This window comes from Nocardiopsis gilva YIM 90087, assembly GCF_002263495.1.
Classification (GTDB): Bacteria; Actinomycetota; Actinomycetes; order Streptosporangiales; family Streptosporangiaceae; genus Nocardiopsis_C; species Nocardiopsis_C gilva.
On record NZ_CP022753.1, the window covers coordinates 259,880 to 279,154 of the forward strand.

Genomic DNA, 19,275 nt, shown 5'->3' on the forward strand with positions numbered 1-19,275 from the left:
TGCGGGTTGGAGGGCTTTCCGGACGACTTGAGCGAGATTCGGGGTGCCGCGCGCAGGACGCGATTGGCTCTATCTTTGGAGGGGAGCGAATGGCCCGCCCGGTGCGGCGGCTTCGTCCGGATCCGCGATGTGTGCATCATGTGTGCTCAGTGCTGTCTCACGAATTGTGGGCTGGCCTGCGGCACGGGTGTGCTTAGGGGGACGGGCTCGCCGCTGGGACAGGGGTCGGTGGTTGCGGGGGCGGGGACACTGGGTTCAAGGCGCCCGCGCGGCCGGGGATGTCCGTGTCGAGGTTGTCGAGGTTGAGGTCTGCCGCTGGGTCGATCCTGCTCATCGCAGGCTTTCGGGCGGTCAGGGGTTTCCGCCGGGAAAACCGGCTAACGTTACCCAGCTGTTTATTTGAACATTTCCGACAGGTGAGCATAGCGCCCTGCCGGAACACCCGACACGAGCGGCCCATCGGTACTCCTTGGTCACGCTGGGCGCTTCACCCACTGCTCAGGGGATGAACGGCGGGAGTTCACCCGTCGGCCGTCCACATGTGAGTTATCCGTTAGGTGATGTCGGCCACAGATCGGTTCCGCTCCGTGATGTGGCACTCTTCGTAACGAGCCTCCGCACATCCTTCGCGCCGCGCACGGCGCCGCAGAGCAGAAAGGCCGTTGATGGTCGACCTCCCCGAGCGGTCGGACGCGGAATCCCGCTTGGCCCGCAACCCGTTGCGGGAGCAGATCCGTCGGTTCCTCGTCGACGGTCTGCTGTCCGGGCGCTGGCAGCCGGGGGAACGCGTCGTCGAGCGGCGCATCGCCGCCGAGCTCAACGTGAGCCAGGCGCCGGTGCGCGAGGCCCTGCGCGAGATGGAGACACTGCGGCTCATCGAGTCCGTGCCGAACAAGGGGGCGCGCGTACGCGACTTCGGTGTCGCCGACATGGCTGAGATCTATCCCGTCCGGGCCGGTCTCGAACTCGTCGCGGCCGAACTGGCCGCCCCGCGCCTGGCCGAGGACCCGCGACCGCTGGAGCGCGAGGTCGAGGCGCTCAAGCGCGCGACGGTCAGCGGTGACGTGGACGAGCAGGTCAGACACAGTGTGGAGTTCCACCGGGCCATCGTGCGGGCCGCGGACAACAGTGTGCTTTCCCACACCTGGGAGTCGCTGGGCGTCGAAGTCTGGACCGCGCTGTCGGTCCGCTGGCTCAATATGGAGCTGCACGCCAAGGCCGCCGACCACGCCCAAATCACCGAGGCGTTCCGTCGGCGCGATCCCAACGTCGGCCGGATGCTCAGCGACCACGTGCTGAACTACGTCGAGGCCGCGTTGAAGACGCACAACGTCGCGCACTGAACGCGTTCGACCTCGCGTGGGAGACAGCGGGCGCCGCAGCGCGCTGATCTCCATTCCCTCCACCCGGGTCGGGCGCCGATCCGCCCCCGTCGCGAAGATCTCAGCGACCTATCCACCCGTCTGCGCGCTACGCCCGAGATCTACCCTAGAGTCATATTGATCGATCATCGATCAATCCGTAGAGTATGCGCGACACACGTCACACAGAACACCAGTCTTGCGTGATCAGCGAGCCGACCGGCCGGACCAGCCCGAAACCGATGTATGAGCCGGCCCCCGACCGGGAAGCGAAGCTGAAGAACGAGTAACGAGTCGCGCCGAACCGACGCGGCGCAGACTCGAACAGCCACTTGCGCGCCCCGCCGTTGAGCCCGGCGTCGGCGCGTCCGCCCTGGCCACAACCACTGTGGGCCACGGCGCGGGTCCCCGGGGCCCACCGGCCCGCCGGGGACCGTCCCCGCACGTAGAAAGGCACACCATGGCTGACACGGCCAAGCCGAAGGGCGGCGGCACCGCCAGGACAACGGGTGGTCGCCGGCGGAGTCGGAAGGCTGACACCGCCGCCTCGTCCATCGCCAACGAGCAGCCCAAGGTGCTGCTCGACTACTACCGGCAGATGCTGCTCGTCCGCCGGTTCGAGGAGCGCACCGGCCAGGCGTACACGCAGGCCCGCATCGGCGGCTACTGTCACCTGAACCTGGGCGAGGAGGCCACCGTCGTCGGCCTCATGACCGCCCTCCAGGAGCGCGACTACCTGTTCACGAACTACCGCGACCACGGCTATGCCATCGGCAAGGGCATGAGCCCCCGCCGCGTCATGGCCGAGCTCTACGGGCGCGCCACCGGTGTGTCCAAGGGCTGGGGCGGCTCCATGCACATGTACGACACCGAGACCCGCATGCTCGGCGGCTACGGCATCGTCGGCGGGCAGCTCCCGCTGGCCACCGGTGCCGCTCTGGCCGTCTCCTACCGCGGCGGCGACGAGGTCGTCATGTGCCAGATGGGCGACGGCACCACCAACATCGGCGCCTGGCACGAGTCGCTGAACATCGCCGCGCTGTGGAACCTGCCCATCGTGTTCGTGGTGATCAACAACTTCACCGGCATGGGCACCACCGTCGAGATGTCCTCCGCCGAGCCCGAGCTGTACAAGCGCGGCTCCGCCTTCCAGATCGAGGGCGTCCGGGTCGACGGCCGCGACGTGCTCGCCGTGCGCGACGCCGCCAGCGACCTCGTCGAGCGCGCCCGCTCCGAGCAGCGCCCCTTCCTGCTCGAGGCGACCAGCTACCGGATGAAGGGCCACTCCGTGGTCGACCCGGCCAAGTACCGCACCAAGGAGCAGGTCGAGGAGGCCAAGGCCAACGATCCGGTGCTGGCCTTCGAGACCCAGCTCGACGAGGCCGGTGTCCTCACCGAGGAGATCAAGAAGGAGATCTCCGAGTCGGTCAAGGCCGAGGTCACCGACGCCGCGGACTTCGCGGAGAACAGCCCGCACCCCGACGTGTCCACGCTGTTCGACTACACCTACGCCACCCCCGTGGCGAACGAGTCGCGCCGTATGCCCGCCGACCCGGTCTTCGCCGAGTAGATAAGGAGCGGGTACATGTCCGTGATCACCTACCGCCAGGCTCTCCGCGACACGCTGCGCGCCGAGATGCACCGCGACGAGAACGTGCTCCTCATGGGTGAGGAGATCGGGGTCTTCGAGGGCTCCTACAAGATCACCGAGGGTCTGCTCAAGGAGTTCGGCGAGCGCCGGGTCCGCGACACCCCCATCGCCGAGGAGGGCTTCGTCGGCGCCGCGGTCGGCGCGGCCATGCTCGGCCTGCGTCCGGTCGTCGAGCTCATGACGATCAACTTCTCGCTCATCGCGATCGACCAGATCATCAACCACGCCGCCAAGATCTACGGCATGTTCGGCGGTCAGACGCCCGTGCCGATGGTCATCCGCACCCCGGGCGGCGGCGGCCAGCAGCTCGGCGCCACGCACTCGCAGAACATCGAGCTGTTCTACTCCTTCATCCCCGGCCTGAAGGTGCTCGCCCCGAGCACCCCGGCCGAGGCCTCCTCGATGCTGCGCGCCGCCATCCGCGACGACGACCCGGTCCTCTTCCTGGAGAACCTGGGCCTGTACAACACCAAGGGCGAGGTGCCCGACGAGGACGAGAGCGTCGCCGAGATCGGCCGCGCCGCGGTGACCCGCGAGGGCACCGACGTCACCCTCATCGGCTACTCCCGCATGGCCATGGTCACCAACCAGGTCGCCGAGAAGCTCGCCGCCGAGGGCATCAGCTGCGAGGTCGTCGACCTGCGCAGCCTGCGTCCCCTCGACCGTGAGACGATCGTGGAGTCGGTGCGCAAGACCGGGTCCGCCGTCATCGCCGAGGACGACTGGCTCACCTACGGCATCGGCGCCGAGATCGCCGCCTCCATCCAGGAGGGCGCGTTCGACTACCTCGACGCCCCCGTTCGGCGCGTCGCCATGGCCGAGGTACCCATGCCGTACGCCAAGCCGCTGGAGACCGCTGCTCTCCCGTCGGTCGAGTCGATCACCACCGTCGTCAAGGAGACCCTGAACGCCGTGGGCCGGCGGGTCGGGTAAGGGGAAAGCACACGATGACTGACATCTACATGCCGCGCCTCTCCGACACCATGGAGGAAGGCGTCATCAGCTCCTGGGTCAAGAACGTCGGCGACAAGGTCGCGACCGGTGACGTGCTGGTCGAGATCGAGACCGACAAGGCCGTCATGGAGTATGAGGCCTACGAGGACGGTTACCTCGTCAAACAGTCGGTGAGCGCGGGCGACACCGTGCCGATCGGTGCCGTCATCGGTGTCATCGGCGACAGCCCGGACGCCGTTCCGGAGGAGTCCGCCCCGGCCGCCGCGCCCGCGGAGAAGGCGGAGGAGGCCCCGGCCACGGAGGCCGCCGCCCCGGCCCCCGCTGCTCCCGCCGAGACCGCTCCGGCGGCCCCGTCCGCCAACGGCGCCGCCGCGCGTCCGCGCACCTCCCCCCTGGCCCGCCGACTGGCCAAGGAGTACGGCCTGGACATCGAGAAGATCTCCGGGTCGGGCCCCAAGGGCCGCATCGTGCGCGCCGACATCGAGGCCGCCGCCAAGCAGCAGGCCGCCCCGGCCCCTGCTGCCGCCGCCCCGGCCGCTCCGGCTGCTGCTCAGGCCCCGGCGGGCGCCCCGCAGGAGGCGTTCGACGACGGCCGCGCCTCGGAGGAGCTCAAGGTCAGCAACGTGCGCAAGGTCATCGCGCGCCGGCTGACCCAGAGCAAGCAGGAGGTCCCGCACTTCTACCTGCGCCGCACGATCGACGCCGAGGGGCTCAAGGAGTTCCGCGGGCAGATCAACGCGCAGCTCGCCGACACCGGCGTCAAGGTCAGCTTCAACGACCTGATCGTCAAGGCCGTCGCCACGACGCTGCGCTCGCACCCGGAGGTGAACACCTCGTGGGTGGACGACAAGCTGCTCCAGCACCACCGGATCAACGTCGGTGTCGCCGTCGCGGTGGACGCCGGGCTGGTCGTTCCGGTCCTGCACGACACGGACAAGACGCCGCTGTCGGAGATCAGCACCAAGACCCGCGAGCTGGCCGGTAAGGCCCGCGACAACAAGCTGAAGCCGCAGGAGATGAGCGGCGGCACGTTCAGCGTCAGCAACCTGGGCATGTTCGGCATCGACAGCTTCTCCGCCGTCATCAACCCGCCGGAGGCCGCCATCCTCGCGGTGGGCGCGATGAAGCAGGAGGCCGTGGTGCGCGACGGCGAGATCGCCGCCCGCAACACCATCGCCCTGGAACTGTCGGTCGACCACCGCGCGGTTGACGGCGCCGTCGGCGCCGCGTTCCTCAAGGACCTCGCCGAGGTTCTGGAGAACCCGATGCGGATCATCCTGTAGTCGCCGACCAGGCCAGCCACCGACGCCCGGCTCCCGGTTCACTCCGGGGGCCGGGCGTTTCGCGTTCGGTCCGGCCATTCCGGTCGGCCCCCTGGTCAACGGCCCGAGTTCCACGTGAAACATGCACGTGTACGCGTGCGTTCGCGCGACCGCCGGTCTTCCGGCAAGATCACGGTTGGCTTCCCGTCTCCGCGCCCCAGTGGCCGACAGGCCGCCGCATGCGTCAGGCTGACTCTCGAACGGCCACGACCGATGGTGACTCCCCGATCACCGAAACGGCCGTCCGCATCCGCGCCGACCAGATAGAGAGCCCGTATGATGATCGCCTCTCACCAACCGGCCGGGGCCGAACCGACCATGGCCTCCGCAGCCATCGTCCCTGGACCGGACTGGACCCTGACCTTCGTGCTCCTGAACAGTGGCGTACACACGGGGCACTGGTCACTCCCTGCGGGCCCCATCGGCCCCGGTGAGAGCGCCGAACAGGCCGCCCGCCGCGAAGCCGAAACCAGCGCCGGCGTCCGCCCGGGCCCCCTCGCTCCCACCGGCATCTACGACGTCCACGGACGCACCGACGGCCTGCCCTACCGCTTCCGCCTCCACGTCTACCGCGCCCTCCAACCCTGCACGGTCACCGACGGCTTCGTCCCGAACCCGACCGACGTCGCGGAGGTCGGCCAGGCCCATCCCCACGACATCCTTCCGCACCCCACCCACATGCGGATCCTCAACGACGCGGGCCTCGCCGACTTCGACCCGGCTCTCGTCCAACGGCTGCTGGAAACCGACGGCGTGGCCGTGACGCGCCAGGACCTCTAAGACGGGTGCCTCAGCGAAGCTATCCCTCTCACCACCTCACGGCGGCACGGCAACGCTCCAGGGATCGGCCCCAGCACCTGGCCCCTCCGGAAACCTCGGTCCTCAAGGGCTCTGCTGCGCGGCGCTGGCGCCCTGCCGCAGGCCGCGAGGGCCCGGGACGAAGGCGTGGGTGCGGAAGGCCGCGGTGATCGTCACGGCGGCCAGGGCCAGAGCGACCAGGCTCCAGGGAAGCGCGCCCGTTCCGGCGCCTTCCAGCAGCACGCCGCCGAGCAGTCCGCCGCCGGCCACGGCGAGGTTGAAGAAGGTGACGAACATCGACTGCGCCACGTCGGCCGCCTCCCCAGCGGCGTCGGCCAGCGCGGTCTGCAGGAGGGTGGGCGCGCCGCCGAACGCCAGTCCCCAGGTCGCCACGCCCGCGAAGACGGCCCAGGCGTGTCCGCCCACGGCCCCCAGCAGCGCGGCCGAGGCCGTGAAGAGCACCAGGCTGCCCAGGGTGAGGGCGCGCAGGTGCCGGTCGGTCCAGATTCCGGTGAGCCAGATGCCGACGATCGCCGCCAGGCCGAACGCCGCCAGCAGCACGTCCACGCGTGCGGACAGCCCCGCCTGGGAGGCGAAGGGGGCGATGTAGGTGTAGAGGATGTTGTGGGCCAGGATCCACAGGAACATCACCGCCAGGACGGGCCGGACGCCGGGGGTGGTGAAAGTGCGTGCGATGGGCTGGCGGTCGGCGGCCTTCTGGCCGGGGAAGTCGGGCAGCAGCAGCCGGATCCACAGGCCCAGGAGCAGAGCGGCGACCGACATGGTCCAGAAGACGCCTCGCCATCCGACCAGGGCGCCCAGGGCGGTGCCGAGGGGAACGCCGAAGCACAGGGCGATGGGCTGGCCCACACCCATGACGGCCAGCGCACGCCCCTGCTGGTGGAGGGGGACCAGGCGGCGGGTGTAGCCGGAGAGCAGCCCCCAGATCACCCCCGAGGACATACCGGCTCCCAGCCGACCGACCAGGGAGAGCACGTAGGTGCCGGAGAGCGCGGTGAGGGAGTTGAACACCAGCAGCCCGATGACGCCGCAGAGCAGGAGTGGTCTGCGGCGGACTCCGCGGGTGGCGGCGATGACCGGGATCGCGGCTACCACGGAGCCGATCGCGTAGACGGTGATGAACTGCCCGGCCAGGCCCTCGCTGACCCCGAGGCCGGCACCGATCCGGGGAAGCAGCCCGGCCGGCATCGTCTCGGTGACGATGGCCAGGAACCCGGCCGTGGTCAGCGCCAGCAACTGGCGCACCGGCAACCGCGCCGACGCACCCGCCGCGGTTCGGGACGTCTCCCACACCCTGTCTTCAGTCTTCTTCATCCATCCCCCTGAGCGCCTTGTGTGGACTGCGTCGAAAGAGGGAGCCGGTCGATGCCGCCCCGCAGACCGGCGCCCCTCGTCGCCTCCGACGCCGAATCGGACCGGGGCTGCCGATCCAATTCTTCCGAGCGCGAGCACCTGAATTTCGTTTCAAAATGAGAGTGCGACGCCCATGGTGAAGCAGGGGCGCCACCCATTCCGCCCGGCGATCAATAATCCAAAAAGTGAGGGTGGCATGGGCAGGACCAGGCAGTCAATAGAAGGAATCTGGTTGCTGATAGAGCGCTCCTAATGCCCCTGGCAGGGTAATGACCGTGGAATTATTTCGTGAAATACGTCACGCTTCCACTGCCGTCTATTATGGGGGCCTAGTCTCCAGGCACGGAGGATTCCACGATGCGCACTACCGCCCTGCCCGCTAAAAGGGGATTTGGAGAGCGTGCAGTCCCATACGCCTTCCCAATGTGCGGAGTGGTGGCCACGTCCGGCAAGCACAGAGGGAATTCCGACCGCCTCGGCCGCGCTGGGCCCACCGATGGACGGCCCCGCGTACGCTGCCGGGATGGAGCGAACTCGGGGTCGTTGGTGATCGGCACGTCATTACGCGGGGATTTGTTGGAGGACAAGGGGAGACCTTCGGCGAACTCTGGCCTCACCGACTTCGACCCGGTTCTCGTCCAACGGCTGCTGGAAACCGACGGCGTGGCCGTGACGCGCCAGGACCTCTGAGACGGGTGCCTCAGCGGAGCTGTCCCTCTCACCACCTCACGGCGGCACGGCAACGCGCCAGGGATCGGCTCCGGCACCCGGCCCCTCTTCACACCGAGATCAGGTGGACGTCTTCGGCCCCGAACGTCTCCAGGTAAGCGGCCAGGTCCTCGGGGTCACTGGTGAACACCACCGCCCCCTGGTGCTTCACGGCAGTCCAGGCAACGAGGGCGTCCACCACGTCGGGCCGCTTCTTCGGGGGGAGACTCGCCGTGCCCAACACCCCGCCGATGCGTCGCCAGTCGGCCATGTCAGGAGCAGTCGCGCACGCGATGCACTGCGCCTGCCCAGCGGACGTAGGCCGCAGTGCCGGGGGAGACGAGCGGGCTTGGGGCACGACAGACTCCTTCAGCACCGTGCTCAAGGCGTGTACCGTCGCCGGATCCGGGCGCCACATCTGTGCCAGCACGGGTCCCGGCACGATCGGTCGATGCGGGGTGCCATCCAGGCTGCGGTGCATCTGAATGGCCTTCGCTTTCCGGGCGGCCAGTGCGATGAGCATCCCGGTGTCGTACACGGGGACACGGACACTCAAGCGACGTCTCCCCGATGACGACCTGCGTCCTCATCCTGGCCATAAACCAACCGCATGGCGTCGTCCACGTCGCGCTGTTCGTCTTCGGTCAGCGCGGCCACGTCGGTGTCATCCGCGGGCCCATAGTGGTCCGCCTGAGCCATGGCATCGGCGATGACCGCGTCGATCCCCGCGAAGCCAGCTTCCGCCGCTTCTGTCTCCGCCATCTGCCGAGTCGCGGCGTTCACCAGGTACGCGGACACGTCCATCCCCGCACGTTCCGCGTGCGATCTGACGCGCTCGGCCTGGCTCGGTTCGAGGCTGATGCTGATCCGTACTTTCCCCATACGGCGATCGTAATACGTGTATTACGAGACGTACAGCAGCGCCGTCGATTCATCCATCGGCAGCGTTTCTCCGGATGTCCGGCTACTGGGACGACCACCCTGACCAGCTGGCGACCGCCACCAGGATGATGGCGTCCGTCGGCGGGGTGTCCCGGTACTGCGGGTACTTGGCGACGAGCCGGTCCCGGGCCTCGTTCCACTGCGGTCCGGTGTACTCGATACGCGCATCCCCGTCCGCGCGGGCCCACCACAGGTGGTCCCAGTCATCGCTGTAGTCGTCCACGAGCAGCGACACCCGGGGGTTCTCCGCGATGTTGCGGAGCCGCTTGAGGGCGCGGGTGGACTTCGGCTTGCTGTCGATGGCGGTCGCGACCGTGTCTCCGTAGGCGGCAAAGGTGACCGGAACGAGGTGCGGCCGCCCGGCGGTGTCGGCCGTGGCCAGGCGCGCGACACGGCTCGTCGCGAACTGTCGCCGCGCCTGTTCCGCGCTCCACCTCATCCGGGGCAGCCTCCCTTCTCAGCCCGTGGTGCCCGGCCGTGGCGGCCGCCTGACGCCGCCGACCCGCATCGTTCCGGCAAGGGAAGGCGAGTGGGCCTGCCCTCTGTAGTTTTCTCCCATTCCCGCTACTGATTCAGGTGACACGCATTAGGATCCAGCGGCATCTTGTGTCGTATCCCACACGGGGTTATTCGGCCACAGCCGAAAAGCACCGAAGTCGTCTTCACACGAGCAGGGCCCGCCGTTAGCTTGTGACCGGAACGGCCGAGGACCGGCTGCTGTCCCGCGCTGGGATGAAACGCCGACGGCCGGCTTTTCTCACGCTGTCCGGTGGGGACAGCGCATCGAAGTCGGAGATCACATGATGCTGAAGAAGATGGCTGCTGCCGGAATTATCGCGGCGACCGCCACCACCATGTTCGCAGCTACCCCTGCATCCGCTGCGGAGGCGGCGACCAAAGGCACCGTGCGGTTCTCGTTCGGCTGCAATGGTTCCACGAAAGCGCGGGCGAACTTCTCGTACAACGAGGGAACTGTCAGTACGACTGTTTACTACAACAACCACTGCTCGCACTCGGTGCGCGTCACGGTGAACATGGCCGACGCCTCCGGCCAGAATATCCACTGCCTGAAGGTCCCGGCCCACAAGAAGGGCAGCAAGAAGTACCGCCAAGGGCTTTCCGGGACGTTCAAGGGCCTCAGCAAGGGCTGCCTCGCCTAGCACTGACGGAAGTCACAATATCGGGGGCGACTTCCAAGGAGAATCGAGCAGACCTGCAAGGGGCAGGGAAACCGGAGGGGTGGGCGCCGCGTGCGGCGCCCACCCCTCCGGCCTGTCGAGCCATGGGGAAGCGCGAGGATCGTCAGCGCCCCCTCCCACCGTCCGCGCCACTCCTGTCACATGGCGAAGACCGCTCGCGGGTCGTCGGTCCCAGGTGTCCGTCCGCCCGTTGCCAGGTGCACCGAGCCTGTGCCGGCCGTGACACGCCAGTTGCCCGCCAGAACACCACGCGCGGGCAGGAACTCGCGCTGCGATGGCAGGGTGACCACGTCGGCCGAGTCCACGGCGGTGAACAGGCACCATCCCTTGCCCGTCACCTTGCAGGCCCACAGACGGGCGCGCTCAGGGATATAGTCCGGCACCTCATCGTCCAGCTCCAAGCGGACGCCCCGGCGTTCGGCCTCCTTTCGGATCACGCTCCACGCGTGCTCGGCCAACGTCAGCTGTTCCACCATCACGCTCCAAGTCAGCGTCGCCACGGCTCACCCCACGGACGGTCGGGTGGCTCCGAGGTGGCAATCGACTGCCCACAGTTATCAGAGGTCAGGCTACGGCGGCGAGCCGCCGTGACGAAGCCGTTCGCGCGACCCGATTCCGCCTTCTCGCCCGCTCCTGAGCGCCACTGTCTCAAGTCCGCCGAACGCTGACCGCCCGGGCACGGGACGGCGGATGACGTGCGAAAACCGAAAAGGTACCGTGCGCCACGCAATATCACCTAATGACCTTAGGCGCATAGGTAAAAAGGCAGAGGCTGCCGTGCGGCACGGACAGGGGCGGCACCGGCGCGACATCGACGCAGGCGGAGGCGACCGAGCACCGGTTACTCGGGGTAGGAAACCGGCACGGGGCCGGGCGGCCACGAGTGGCGCCCCGTCCACAGAGAGGAAACGGTGTCATGTGCTCGATGGGCGGGGCGACCGGCGTGATGGGAGGCATGGACATGATGGGCTCGATGATGATCGGCATGCTGTTCGTTCTGGCCGTCGTGATCGCCCTCGCCGTGGCCGGCGGAGTATGGCTGGGCCGGTCCCTGGCGAGGCGCGACGACAACGTCCCGCAGGTCGCGGAGGACCCCGCCCAGGTCGAGCTGCGGCGCAGGTACGCAGCGGGGGAGATCGACCGCGAGGAATACCTGCAGCGCAAGATCGACATGGAGTAGCTACCGGAGGCTGGGCCGGTCCAGCGGTTCGGTGACCTTGAGGGCGCGATCACGGAATCACGGAAGTCGTGTGGGCGACCGATTGTCCGCTTCTGGTGCGCGAGGTCCTCAACCGGCGCGGGCGAGATCGTCCTCCTCTACTTCCAGGGGGGACTGATGTACCAGCCCGGCTTGGCCCAGATCACCGACCTGGAGAAGTCCGAGAAGAAACACGCCTCCGGCGAGGGTCCAGCGCCAGCGGCGGCCCCGACCCCGGCGGCCACTGCCCCCGACGAAGACGACGATGCTCGAGCGGTTCGGTGACGGCGAGGCCACCGTCGCACGGCGGCCGACCGCCGCCATCTACTATTCGTTCGTAGTAACAACTACAATCATGTAGTAGAAAGAGAGGACGCCAGGAGAAAGGGGAGGGGCATGGGCAAGCGCGAACACCGGGCGGAGGACGTCGCACTGAACCGGATCCGCCGCCACTGGGACCGGCAGGCCCGCGGATACGACCGGGCGATGAGCACCTTCGAACGCGTGATCTTCGTCGGCGGCCGGGAGTGGGTGTGCTCCCGCGTCCGCGGGCGCACCCTCGAAGTCGCGGTCGGGACCGGGCGCAACCTTCCCCTCTACCCGCCCGGCACCGAGCTGTCCGGCATCGACCTCAGCGCCGAGATGCTCGCCATCGCGCGTCGTCGCGCCCGCGACCTGGGCATCGACGCCGACCTTCGCGAGGGTGACGCGCAGCGGCTGCCCTACGCCGACGCTTCCTTCGACACCGTGGTGTGCACGCTGTCGCTGTGCTCAGTACCGGATATGGAGGCCGTCATCGCGGAGATGCACCGCGTCGTGCGCCCCGGCGGTTCCCTCCTCCTACTCGACCACGTACGCCCGACATTGGCGCCGTTGCGCTGGTTCCTGATCAGCGTGCAGGGGCTCATGAACCTGCTCAATCCGGGCACCGGTGAGCAGATGACCCGTCGGCCGCTGCCCGCCGTGCGCGCCCAGGGGTTCGAGATCGAAGAGAGCGAGCGCACCAAGGGCGGGATGGTCGAACGCCTCGCCGCCCGTCGGCCCACCTGACCCGGCACTGGACGGTCGCCGTCGACGCCCCGGCCACTATCCTCGTGTAGTAGGAGATCTCGCCCTCGGAGACCGGAGGAGGAGACCGCGTGGCCAAGGCGTCGCCGGGAGGGCTGGAAGCGGCCGTCATGAAGGTCTTGTGGGACCAGGGCGCCCCTATGACGGTGCGCGAAGTTCTCGACGCGGTGAACGAGGGCCGCCACCGCACGCTCGCCTACACGACCGTGATGACCACGCTCGCCCGGCTCGCGGACAAGGGCGCCGTGCTGCGCGAGGCGGCCGGGCGCGGCTACTCCTATCGGCCGGCCGGGCGCGACCCCGCGGCGCTGGCCGTGCGGTCGGTGCTCACCGACCATGGCGACGCCGCCATCGCGCATTTCGTCGAGCAGGTCGGGGCGGACCCCGAGCAGCTCGGGCGACTGCGGCGGCTGCTGGACGCCCGGCCGGATGAGGGCAGAGCCGGTGGATAGCGGCCGCCGCCCGTTCATCTTGCTGGTCGGCTCGGTGCTGACGCTACGGGCGGTCCTCGCGGCGTCCGCCTACTGCCTCGTGCACCTGATCGCGGTCCGGGTGGCCGACGCTGGCCCGGCCGTGCTGTGGTCCGACGGCCAGTACCTACCGGCGGTCCTCGCCGCCGCTCTGCTCGCCGCGAGCACGGTCGCGACCGCCCGCCGCGCGTTCCAGTCACGCCGCGACGACCGCGCGCTGCGCGCGGCAGTACGCGGACGCTCCCGCCCGGCCGACGGCGGGCTCGCCGCCGTCGCCGCCCGGCACGGTCTGGCCGACCGGGTCGTGGTCGTCGACGAACCCCGCCCGTACGCGTTCACCTTCGGCATGCTGCGCCCGCGAGTCGCGGTGAGCCGCTCCCTCCTCGACAACCTGGAACCCGGTGAGGTGGCGGCGGTGCTCGCCCACGAGGCCGCCCACGTTCGCGGACGCGATCCGCTGAAGACCCTCCTGGCGCGGCTCGCGACGAGCCGCGGCCTCTACCTGCCACCGCTGCGCGATCTGTCGGCGCGCTTCACCCGCGGCCGCGAGCTGGCCGCCGACCGGTCCGCGGTGGCGGCCTGCGGCGTGCGCCCGGTGGTCGGTGCCCTGTTGCGCAGCGCCACGCCCCCGGCCTGGCGGCGGGACCGGCCGCGCCGATGGCCGCTCAAAGCCCCGGCGAGCCGTTGGACGCCCGGATCGGCCAGCTGGAGTCCGGCGTCGAATCCCCGCCCCGCCGCTCCGATCCACTCGACGGCGGTGGGTGCGGCGAGCGCGACGGTCGTGGCCGCGATCGGCGTCCAGGCGTACATCCTCATGATGCAGCTGTGCGGATGCGCGATGTGAAGCAACGCGGATGCCCCAAGGGGGTTACGAGCCGACACCCGGGGATGGCGGGGTGAGGTCGCCACCCTGCGCGAGGGGGCGCGACCGCGGTACTGCTGTTCCCCCTCGCCCTGGCGGAGTCCACGGGACGGTGGGGAACGAATCGTGCATGCCGTGACACTGCCGCATCCCCTTGACAATCGCCCACAGGTTTTCCCTGGCTAACCGGAGGGTGAGAGCTTCTTCCCGTCGAGGTCGACACACGATCTCATGCGTCCTCATGCGTCCAGGAGTGGCCAAGTTCGCTCGTCCATTCGCGCCCATTCCAGGGAACTCCGCTGCTTTACTGGGGATCATGGGCGAGCGTTGGCAAGATCGGTTCCGTGCGAGCAGGGTCAGTCTCCCATCCTGGGCCAGAGAAGCCCCTGACCATTCGATGTTCCGCAGCAACGCCAGCGGCACCTGGGAGATCTACACCTGGGACCGGGCCACCGGCGAGCAGTGCCAGGTGACCAAGCGCCACCACGGCACGATGTCGGGCACGCTCGACCCCACCGGGACCTGGGTCTGGTGGTTCGACGACACCGACGGCGACGAGTTCGGCGTCTGGCGGCGGCAGCCGTTCCGAGGCGGCCCCGACGCCCCGGCCGTCCCCGGACTCCCCTCCTCCTACATCGGCGGCCTCGCGCTCGGCGCGTCCGGGCTCGCCCTCGTCGGCCGCTCCACGGACGACGGCTTCAGCGTCCACCTCAGCCGACCCGGCACGCAGCCGCGCACCGTCTACTCCCACCGCCAGGAGGGCTGGATCTCCGACCTCTCGCGCGACGAGTCCCTCTTCGCCATCGGCCACAGCGAGCACGGCGACAGCCGCCACATGGCCGTGCGGGTCCTGCGCCTCCTCCACGACGGCACCACCGAGACCGTCGCCGACCTGTGGGACGGCCCCGGCCGCGACCTCACCCCCGTGGGCTTCGCCCCCGACGGCCACCGGCTGCTGGTGCTGCACGAACGCTACGACCGTGTGGAACCGCTGATCTGGGACCCCCTCTCCGGCACCGAGCAGGAGATCCGCCTCGACCTGCCCGGCGAACTCTCCGCCGGGTGGACGCCCGACGGCGGCTCCCTGCTGATCGCCCAGGACCACCGGGCACGCAGCCGCGTCCACCGCCACGACCTCGCCACCGGCGCGACGACCCCGCTGGACATCCCCCGCGGCCTGGTCTCCGCGGCCGCGGCCCGCCCCGACGGCACGGTCGAGTACTCCTGGTCCAGCTCCGAGCACCCGCCGGTGGTCCGCGACACCACCGGCACCACCGTCCTGGCCCCGCCCGGCCCCACCGCACCGTCCTCCGTGCCCGTCCGCGACGTCACCGTCCCCGGCCCGGGCGGCGACATCCACGCGCTCGTGTCCGTCCCGGCCGACGCCGCCGCCCCCGTGCCCACCGTCTTCATCGTGCACGGCGGCCCCGAGTCCCATGACGTCGACGCCTTCGCCCCCGACGTCGCCGCCTGGGTCGACCACGGATTCGCCGTCGTCCGCGTCAACTACCGCGGCTCCACGGGCTACGGCACCGCCTGGCGCGACGCCCTGGAGAGCCGCGTCGGCCTGACCGAGCTGGAGGACATCAAGGCGGTCCGCGACTGGTCGGTGGCCTCCGGCCTGGCCGACCCCGACCGCCTGGTGCTGGAGGGCGGCTCCTGGGGCGGCTACCTCACCCTCCTCGGCCTGGGCGTGTACCCCGAGGACTGGAGCCTGGGCATCGCCGCGATGCCGATCGCCGACTACGTCACCTCGTATGCCGACCAGATGGAGGCGCTGTGCGCCTTCGACCGCTCGATGTTCGGGGGCTCGCCCGACGAGGTCCCCGACCTGTACCGCCGCTCCTCGCCCATCACCTACGTGGAGAACGTATCGGCTCCCGTGCTCATCCTCGCGGGAGAGAACGACCCTCGCTGCCCCATCCGGCAGATCGACAACTACATCACCCGCCTCGCCGAGCTCGGCAAGCCGCACGAGGTCTACCGGTTCGACGCCGGGCACGGCTCGTTCGTCGTGGAGGAGCAGATCCGCCATATGTCGGCCGAACTGGATTTCGCGCAGAGATTCACCGGAACCCGCACGGAAGGGCCGTCCCCGAGGACCGCATAGCTATGCCAGGGCAACCGCGCTATCTGTGGCTGGCGGACCAGCTACGCACGCCCATCCTCAACGGCGAGCTGACCCCCGGTACCCGGCTCCCATCGCGGTCCCGGCTGGCCCGCTCGTATGAGGTGAGCGAGCAGGTGTCCCGGCACGCCCTGCGCCTGCTCGTCAGCGAGGGGCTGGTGGAGGCCCGGCCCGGCTCCGGCTACTACGTCCGGTCCGTGCCGCAGATCCACCGCTTCTCGCGCACCGACCGCTCCTCGGGGTCGGGCGTGGAACCGCTGTACCGCCGCGATATCGACACGGTCACCGAGAAGGCGTGCGACCTGGTCTCGCGCCGACTCGCCATCCGCGACGGCGACGCGGTGTACCGCACCCGCTGCCTGGGGCTGACCGACGGCGTACCCGTCGCCCTGCACACCGCCTGGGAGCCGATGCTGCTCACCCACGGCACGCTGCGCACTCCTGCCGACGCCGAGCCGGGGACCAGCGTGCTCGACCGCCTCGGGGCGGCCGGGGTGATCATCGACCGGGTGGTGGAGGAGGTCGGCGTGCGCCCGTTACGCGAACCCGAGGCCTCCATGCTCCAGCTCGCCGCCGGCCTCCCGGTCCTGGTGGTGGAGCGCACCCACTACAACGGGCAGCGCCCGGTGGAGACCTCCGACCTGGTGGGCTCGGTCGACCACTGCCGCCTGCTGTACCGGCTCAGTCTCGCCCGTACGCCGAGGAAGGGGCGCTGACGGACCGTTTTCGCGATGAGCACGGGGATTGTGTCGATTTCGGCGGTTTTCCGACGGAGTTTCCGTGGTCATCGCAGAGGGAGAGTGGGGGAAAGCACGACGGCGGCCGGGGCTCCCCCTCCCGGAGAACCCCGGCCGCCGTCGTTGACCGCCCGAGTCGGGCGGGATCGCCTAGCCCTGGATGAACTCCTGGGCCACGACCTCCGCGATCTGGGCGGTGTTCAGAGCGGCGCCCTTGCGCAGGTTGTCGCCGCACAGGAACAGGTCGAGCGACGCCGGGTCGTCGAGCGAGCGGCGGATACGGCCGACCCAGGTCGGGTCGGTGCCCACGACGTCGGCCGGGGTCGGGAACTCGCCCGCGGCCGGGTCGTCCTGCACCACCACGCCCGGCGCGGAGGCCAGCGCCTCGCGGGCCGCGGCGGCGTCCACCTCCTGGGCGAAGGTGGCGTGCACGGCGAGCGCGTGGGTGGTGACCACGGGGACGCGGACGCAGGTGGCCGAAACCCGCAGCTCCGGCAGGCCGAGGATCTTCCGCGACTCGTTGCGGACCTTCAGCTCCTCCGAGGAGTAGCCGTCGTCCTTGAGCGACCCGGCCCACGGCACTACGTTCATCGCGAGCGGCGCCGGGAACGGCCCCAGCTCGCCCACGGCGGCGCGCACGTCACCGGCGCGGCTGCCCAGGGTGCGGTCGGTGGCGGCCTTCTCGATCTGGTCGTGCAGGGTGTCGATGCCCTCCTGGCCGGCGCCCGAGGCCGCCTGGTAGGAGGACACCACCAGGTCGGTCAGACCGTAGGCGCGGTGCAGCGCGCCCATGGCGACGATCATCGACAGCGTGGTGCAGTTCGGGTTGCTGATGATGCCGCGCGGGCGGTTGCGCGTCTGATCGGCGTTGACCTCGGGCACGACGAGCGGGACATCGGGGTCCATCCGGAACGCGCCGGAGTTGTCCACGGCCACCGCGCCGCGCTCGGCGGCGATCGGCGCCCACTGCTTGGACACCTCGTCGGGGACGTCGAACATCGCGACGTCGACACCGTCGAAGACCTCCGGCGCCAGCGCTTGGACCTCGACCTCCTCACCGCGGACGGTGAGGCGCTTGCCGGCCGAGCGCGGGGAGGCGATCAGCCGGATCTCGCCCCACACGTTCTCCCGGGTGGAGAGGATGTCGAGCATGACGGTGCCCACGGCACCGGTGGCACCGACGATGGCGAGGGTGGGAAGACGGTTGCTCATCGGCCGGTACCTCCGTAGACGACGGCCTCGACCTGGTCGGCGTCGAGTTCGAACTCACTGTGGGCGGCCGCGACCGCCGTGTCGATCTGGTCCTGCTCCACGATGACCGAGATGCGGATCTCCGAGGTGGAGATCATCTCGATGTTGGTGCCGGAGCGCGCGATCGCGTCGAAGAACCGCGAGGTGACGCCCGGGTAGGAGCGCATGCCCGCGCCGACCAGGGACACCTTGCCGATCTGGTCGTCGTAGCGCAGCCCCTCGAAGCCGACCTTCTCCTGGACCTTCTTCAGCGCCGTCATCGCGGTCTGGCCGAAGTCCATCGGCACGGTGAAGGAGATGTCGGTGCGCGCGGTGGAGGCCGCCGACACGTTCTGCACGATCATGTCGATGTTGATCTCGGCGTCCGCCAGGGCGGTGAAGATCGTCGCGGCCTCGCCGACCTTGTCGGGAACGCCGACGACCGTGATCTTGGCCTCGCTGCGGTCGTGCGAGACGCCGGAGATGATCGGTTGTTCCATGCCTTCGGTTTCCTCAACTTCTGAGACGACCCAGGTACCGGGCTTCTGACTGAACGACGAGCGCACGTGCAGCGGGATGTTGTACCGCCGCGCGTACTCCACGCACCGCAGGTGCAGGATCTTGGTGCCGGTGGCGGCCATCTCCAGCATCTCCTCGTAGGAGACCTGCGGGATGCGGCGAGCGGACGGCACGATGCGCGGGTCGGCGGTGAACACGCCGTCGACGTCGCTGTAGATCTCGCACGCGTCGGCGTTCAGCGCCGCCGCGAGGGCAACGGCCGTGGTGTCGGAACCGCCGCGGCCCAGCGTGGTGATGTCCTTGCTGTCCTGCGCGACGCCCTGGAACCCGGCGACGATGCAGATCGACCCCTCGTCCAGAGCCTCCTGGATCCGGCCCGGGGTGACATCTATGATCTTGGCGTTGCCGTGCAGGGACGTGGTGATGACTCCGGCCTGCGAGCCGGTGAAGGATCGGGCCTCATAACCCAGGTTCCCGATCGCCATCGCGACCAGGGCCATGGACATGCGCTCACCGGCGGTCAGCAGCATGTCCATCTCGCGCCCGGGGGGAACGGGGGAGACCTGCTCGGCGAGGTCGAGGAGCTCATCGGTAGTGTCGCCCATGGCAGAGACCACGACGACCACGTCATATCCCGCTTTTTTCTGAGCGACGATCCGCTGGGCTACGCGCTTGATGGCGTCTGCGTCAGCGACGGAGGACCCGCCGTACTTCTGCACGATTAGAGCCACGGTCGTTGCTCCTGAGGAGTTGG

Annotated in this window: 20 protein-coding genes; 13 read left to right on the plus strand and 7 right to left on the minus strand. The window is 69.4% G+C overall.

The features are described 5' to 3' along the window. Nucleotides 1-665: 665 nt before the first annotated feature. From CDO52_RS01485 to CDO52_RS01505, 5 genes are all read left to right on the plus strand, one after another. Nucleotides 666-1,343 (plus strand): GntR family transcriptional regulator, encoded by a 678-nt coding sequence (locus CDO52_RS01485; protein WP_017620481.1) that lies wholly within the window; start codon nucleotides 666-668, stop codon nucleotides 1,341-1,343. Between the two features lie 478 nt (nucleotides 1,344-1,821). Further along, nucleotides 1,822-2,931: a pyruvate dehydrogenase (acetyl-transferring) E1 component subunit alpha gene (gene pdhA / locus CDO52_RS01490; protein WP_017620482.1), complete on the plus strand. Its 1,110-nt coding sequence runs from the start codon at nucleotides 1,822-1,824 to the stop codon at nucleotides 2,929-2,931. Between the two features lie 15 nt (nucleotides 2,932-2,946). Continuing rightward, nucleotides 2,947-3,945 (plus strand): alpha-ketoacid dehydrogenase subunit beta, encoded by a 999-nt coding sequence (locus CDO52_RS01495; protein ID WP_017620483.1) that lies wholly within the window; start codon nucleotides 2,947-2,949, stop codon nucleotides 3,943-3,945. A gap of 14 nt (nucleotides 3,946-3,959) precedes the next feature. Beyond that, nucleotides 3,960-5,249, plus strand: coding sequence for a dihydrolipoamide acetyltransferase family protein (locus CDO52_RS01500; RefSeq protein WP_017620484.1), 1,290 nt, complete (start codon nucleotides 3,960-3,962; stop codon nucleotides 5,247-5,249). 315 nt (nucleotides 5,250-5,564) lie between these two features. Next, nucleotides 5,565-6,068, plus strand: a complete 504-nt coding sequence (locus tag CDO52_RS01505) for an NUDIX hydrolase (RefSeq protein ID WP_017620485.1) — start codon at nucleotides 5,565-5,567, stop codon at nucleotides 6,066-6,068. 102 nt (nucleotides 6,069-6,170) lie between these two features. Here the strand turns inward: CDO52_RS01505 and CDO52_RS01510 are convergent, their stop codons facing one another. The 4 genes from CDO52_RS01510 to CDO52_RS01525 all read right to left on the minus strand — a co-directional run bounded on the left by CDO52_RS01510 (nucleotide 6,171) and on the right by CDO52_RS01525 (nucleotide 9,549). Further along, the gene (locus tag CDO52_RS01510) at nucleotides 6,171-7,421 is read right to left on the minus strand and encodes an MFS transporter (protein WP_017620486.1); all 1,251 of its coding nucleotides are present in this window, start codon (nucleotides 7,419-7,421) and stop codon (nucleotides 6,171-6,173) included. A gap of 817 nt (nucleotides 7,422-8,238) precedes the next feature. After that, complete coding sequence (locus CDO52_RS01515) at nucleotides 8,239-8,724, minus strand: hypothetical protein (RefSeq protein ID WP_026126130.1); 486 nt, start codon at nucleotides 8,722-8,724, stop codon at nucleotides 8,239-8,241. Beyond that, nucleotides 8,721-8,972 (minus strand): hypothetical protein, encoded by a 252-nt coding sequence (locus CDO52_RS01520; protein ID WP_232524362.1) that lies wholly within the window; start codon nucleotides 8,970-8,972, stop codon nucleotides 8,721-8,723. The genes CDO52_RS01515 and CDO52_RS01520 overlap by 4 nt, the downstream gene beginning before the upstream one ends. Before the next feature lie 160 nt (nucleotides 8,973-9,132). After that, complete coding sequence (locus CDO52_RS01525) at nucleotides 9,133-9,549, minus strand: TIGR03668 family PPOX class F420-dependent oxidoreductase (RefSeq protein ID WP_017620490.1); 417 nt, start codon at nucleotides 9,547-9,549, stop codon at nucleotides 9,133-9,135. Between the two features lie 361 nt (nucleotides 9,550-9,910). Between CDO52_RS01525 and CDO52_RS01530 the strand changes: the two genes are divergently transcribed. Continuing rightward, the gene (locus tag CDO52_RS01530) at nucleotides 9,911-10,270 is read left to right on the plus strand and encodes a hypothetical protein (protein WP_017620491.1); all 360 of its coding nucleotides are present in this window, start codon (nucleotides 9,911-9,913) and stop codon (nucleotides 10,268-10,270) included. 176 nt (nucleotides 10,271-10,446) lie between these two features. Here the strand turns inward: CDO52_RS01530 and CDO52_RS01535 are convergent, their stop codons facing one another. Next, nucleotides 10,447-10,809, minus strand: a complete 363-nt coding sequence (locus tag CDO52_RS01535; protein ID WP_152471796.1) for a hypothetical protein — start codon at nucleotides 10,807-10,809, stop codon at nucleotides 10,447-10,449. A 416-nt stretch (nucleotides 10,810-11,225) separates the two neighbouring features. Between CDO52_RS01535 and CDO52_RS01540 the strand changes: the two genes are divergently transcribed. From CDO52_RS01540 to CDO52_RS01565, 7 genes are all read left to right on the plus strand, one after another. Further along, nucleotides 11,226-11,489 (plus strand): SHOCT domain-containing protein, encoded by a 264-nt coding sequence (locus tag CDO52_RS01540; protein ID WP_017620493.1) that lies wholly within the window; start codon nucleotides 11,226-11,228, stop codon nucleotides 11,487-11,489. Nucleotides 11,490-11,645: 156 nt separating this feature from the next. Then, nucleotides 11,646-11,792 (plus strand): hypothetical protein, encoded by a 147-nt coding sequence (locus CDO52_RS27065; protein WP_157745366.1) that lies wholly within the window; start codon nucleotides 11,646-11,648, stop codon nucleotides 11,790-11,792. A gap of 111 nt (nucleotides 11,793-11,903) precedes the next feature. Beyond that, complete coding sequence (locus CDO52_RS01545) at nucleotides 11,904-12,557, plus strand: class I SAM-dependent methyltransferase (RefSeq protein ID WP_017620494.1); 654 nt, start codon at nucleotides 11,904-11,906, stop codon at nucleotides 12,555-12,557. Nucleotides 12,558-12,646: 89 nt separating this feature from the next. Next, nucleotides 12,647-13,027 (plus strand): BlaI/MecI/CopY family transcriptional regulator, encoded by a 381-nt coding sequence (locus tag CDO52_RS01550; RefSeq protein ID WP_017620495.1) that lies wholly within the window; start codon nucleotides 12,647-12,649, stop codon nucleotides 13,025-13,027. Then, entirely contained in the window at nucleotides 13,020-13,889 is an 870-nt protein-coding gene (locus CDO52_RS01555; RefSeq protein ID WP_157745371.1) for a M56 family metallopeptidase, read from the plus strand. Before CDO52_RS01550 ends, CDO52_RS01555 begins: the two co-directional genes overlap by 8 nt. 334 nt (nucleotides 13,890-14,223) lie before the next feature. Next, on the plus strand, nucleotides 14,224-16,017 hold the full coding sequence (locus CDO52_RS01560) for a prolyl oligopeptidase family serine peptidase (RefSeq protein WP_094932170.1): 1,794 nt from the start codon (nucleotides 14,224-14,226) through the stop codon (nucleotides 16,015-16,017). 2 nt (nucleotides 16,018-16,019) lie between these two features. Continuing rightward, a complete protein-coding gene (locus CDO52_RS01565; protein ID WP_017620498.1) occupies nucleotides 16,020-16,751 on the plus strand; it encodes a GntR family transcriptional regulator in 732 nt (243 codons plus the stop codon). 171 nt (nucleotides 16,752-16,922) lie between these two features. On the opposite strand, the gene CDO52_RS01570 is transcribed toward CDO52_RS01565, so the two are convergent. Together CDO52_RS01570 and CDO52_RS01575 are read right to left on the minus strand one after the other, a co-directional pair. Beyond that, complete coding sequence (locus tag CDO52_RS01570; RefSeq protein WP_017620499.1) at nucleotides 16,923-17,984, minus strand: aspartate-semialdehyde dehydrogenase; 1,062 nt, start codon at nucleotides 17,982-17,984, stop codon at nucleotides 16,923-16,925. Then, the gene (locus CDO52_RS01575) at nucleotides 17,981-19,252 is read right to left on the minus strand and encodes an aspartate kinase (protein WP_026126132.1); all 1,272 of its coding nucleotides are present in this window, start codon (nucleotides 19,250-19,252) and stop codon (nucleotides 17,981-17,983) included. The genes CDO52_RS01570 and CDO52_RS01575 overlap by 4 nt, the downstream gene beginning before the upstream one ends. Nucleotides 19,253-19,275 lie beyond the last annotated feature (23 nt).

Excerpts from the sequence above, each read along its gene's own strand:
- CDO52_RS01560 (WP_094932170.1), top strand. The coding sequence starts at position 14,224 with ATGGGCGAGCGTTGGCAAGATCGGTTCCGTGCGAGCAGGGTCAGTCTC.
- CDO52_RS01510 (WP_017620486.1), bottom strand. The coding sequence starts at position 7,421 with ATGAAGAAGACTGAAGACAGGGTGTGGGAGACGTCCCGAACCGCGGCG.
- CDO52_RS01505 (WP_017620485.1), top strand. The coding sequence starts at position 5,565 with ATGATGATCGCCTCTCACCAACCGGCCGGGGCCGAACCGACCATGGCC.
- CDO52_RS01485 (WP_017620481.1), top strand. The coding sequence starts at position 666 with ATGGTCGACCTCCCCGAGCGGTCGGACGCGGAATCCCGCTTGGCCCGC.
- CDO52_RS01500 (WP_017620484.1), top strand. The coding sequence starts at position 3,960 with ATGACTGACATCTACATGCCGCGCCTCTCCGACACCATGGAGGAAGGC.
- CDO52_RS01570 (WP_017620499.1), bottom strand. The coding sequence starts at position 17,984 with ATGAGCAACCGTCTTCCCACCCTCGCCATCGTCGGTGCCACCGGTGCC.
- CDO52_RS01520 (WP_232524362.1), bottom strand. The coding sequence starts at position 8,972 with ATGGACGTGTCCGCGTACCTGGTGAACGCCGCGACTCGGCAGATGGCG.
- CDO52_RS01530 (WP_017620491.1), top strand. The coding sequence starts at position 9,911 with ATGATGCTGAAGAAGATGGCTGCTGCCGGAATTATCGCGGCGACCGCC.
- pdhA (WP_017620482.1), top strand. The coding sequence starts at position 1,822 with ATGGCTGACACGGCCAAGCCGAAGGGCGGCGGCACCGCCAGGACAACG.
- CDO52_RS01565 (WP_017620498.1), top strand. The coding sequence starts at position 16,020 with ATGCCAGGGCAACCGCGCTATCTGTGGCTGGCGGACCAGCTACGCACG.
- CDO52_RS27065 (WP_157745366.1), top strand. The coding sequence starts at position 11,646 with ATGTACCAGCCCGGCTTGGCCCAGATCACCGACCTGGAGAAGTCCGAG.
- CDO52_RS01545 (WP_017620494.1), top strand. The coding sequence starts at position 11,904 with ATGGGCAAGCGCGAACACCGGGCGGAGGACGTCGCACTGAACCGGATC.
- CDO52_RS01495 (WP_017620483.1), top strand. The coding sequence starts at position 2,947 with ATGTCCGTGATCACCTACCGCCAGGCTCTCCGCGACACGCTGCGCGCC.
- CDO52_RS01525 (WP_017620490.1), bottom strand. The coding sequence starts at position 9,549 with ATGAGGTGGAGCGCGGAACAGGCGCGGCGACAGTTCGCGACGAGCCGT.
- CDO52_RS01540 (WP_017620493.1), top strand. The coding sequence starts at position 11,226 with ATGTGCTCGATGGGCGGGGCGACCGGCGTGATGGGAGGCATGGACATG.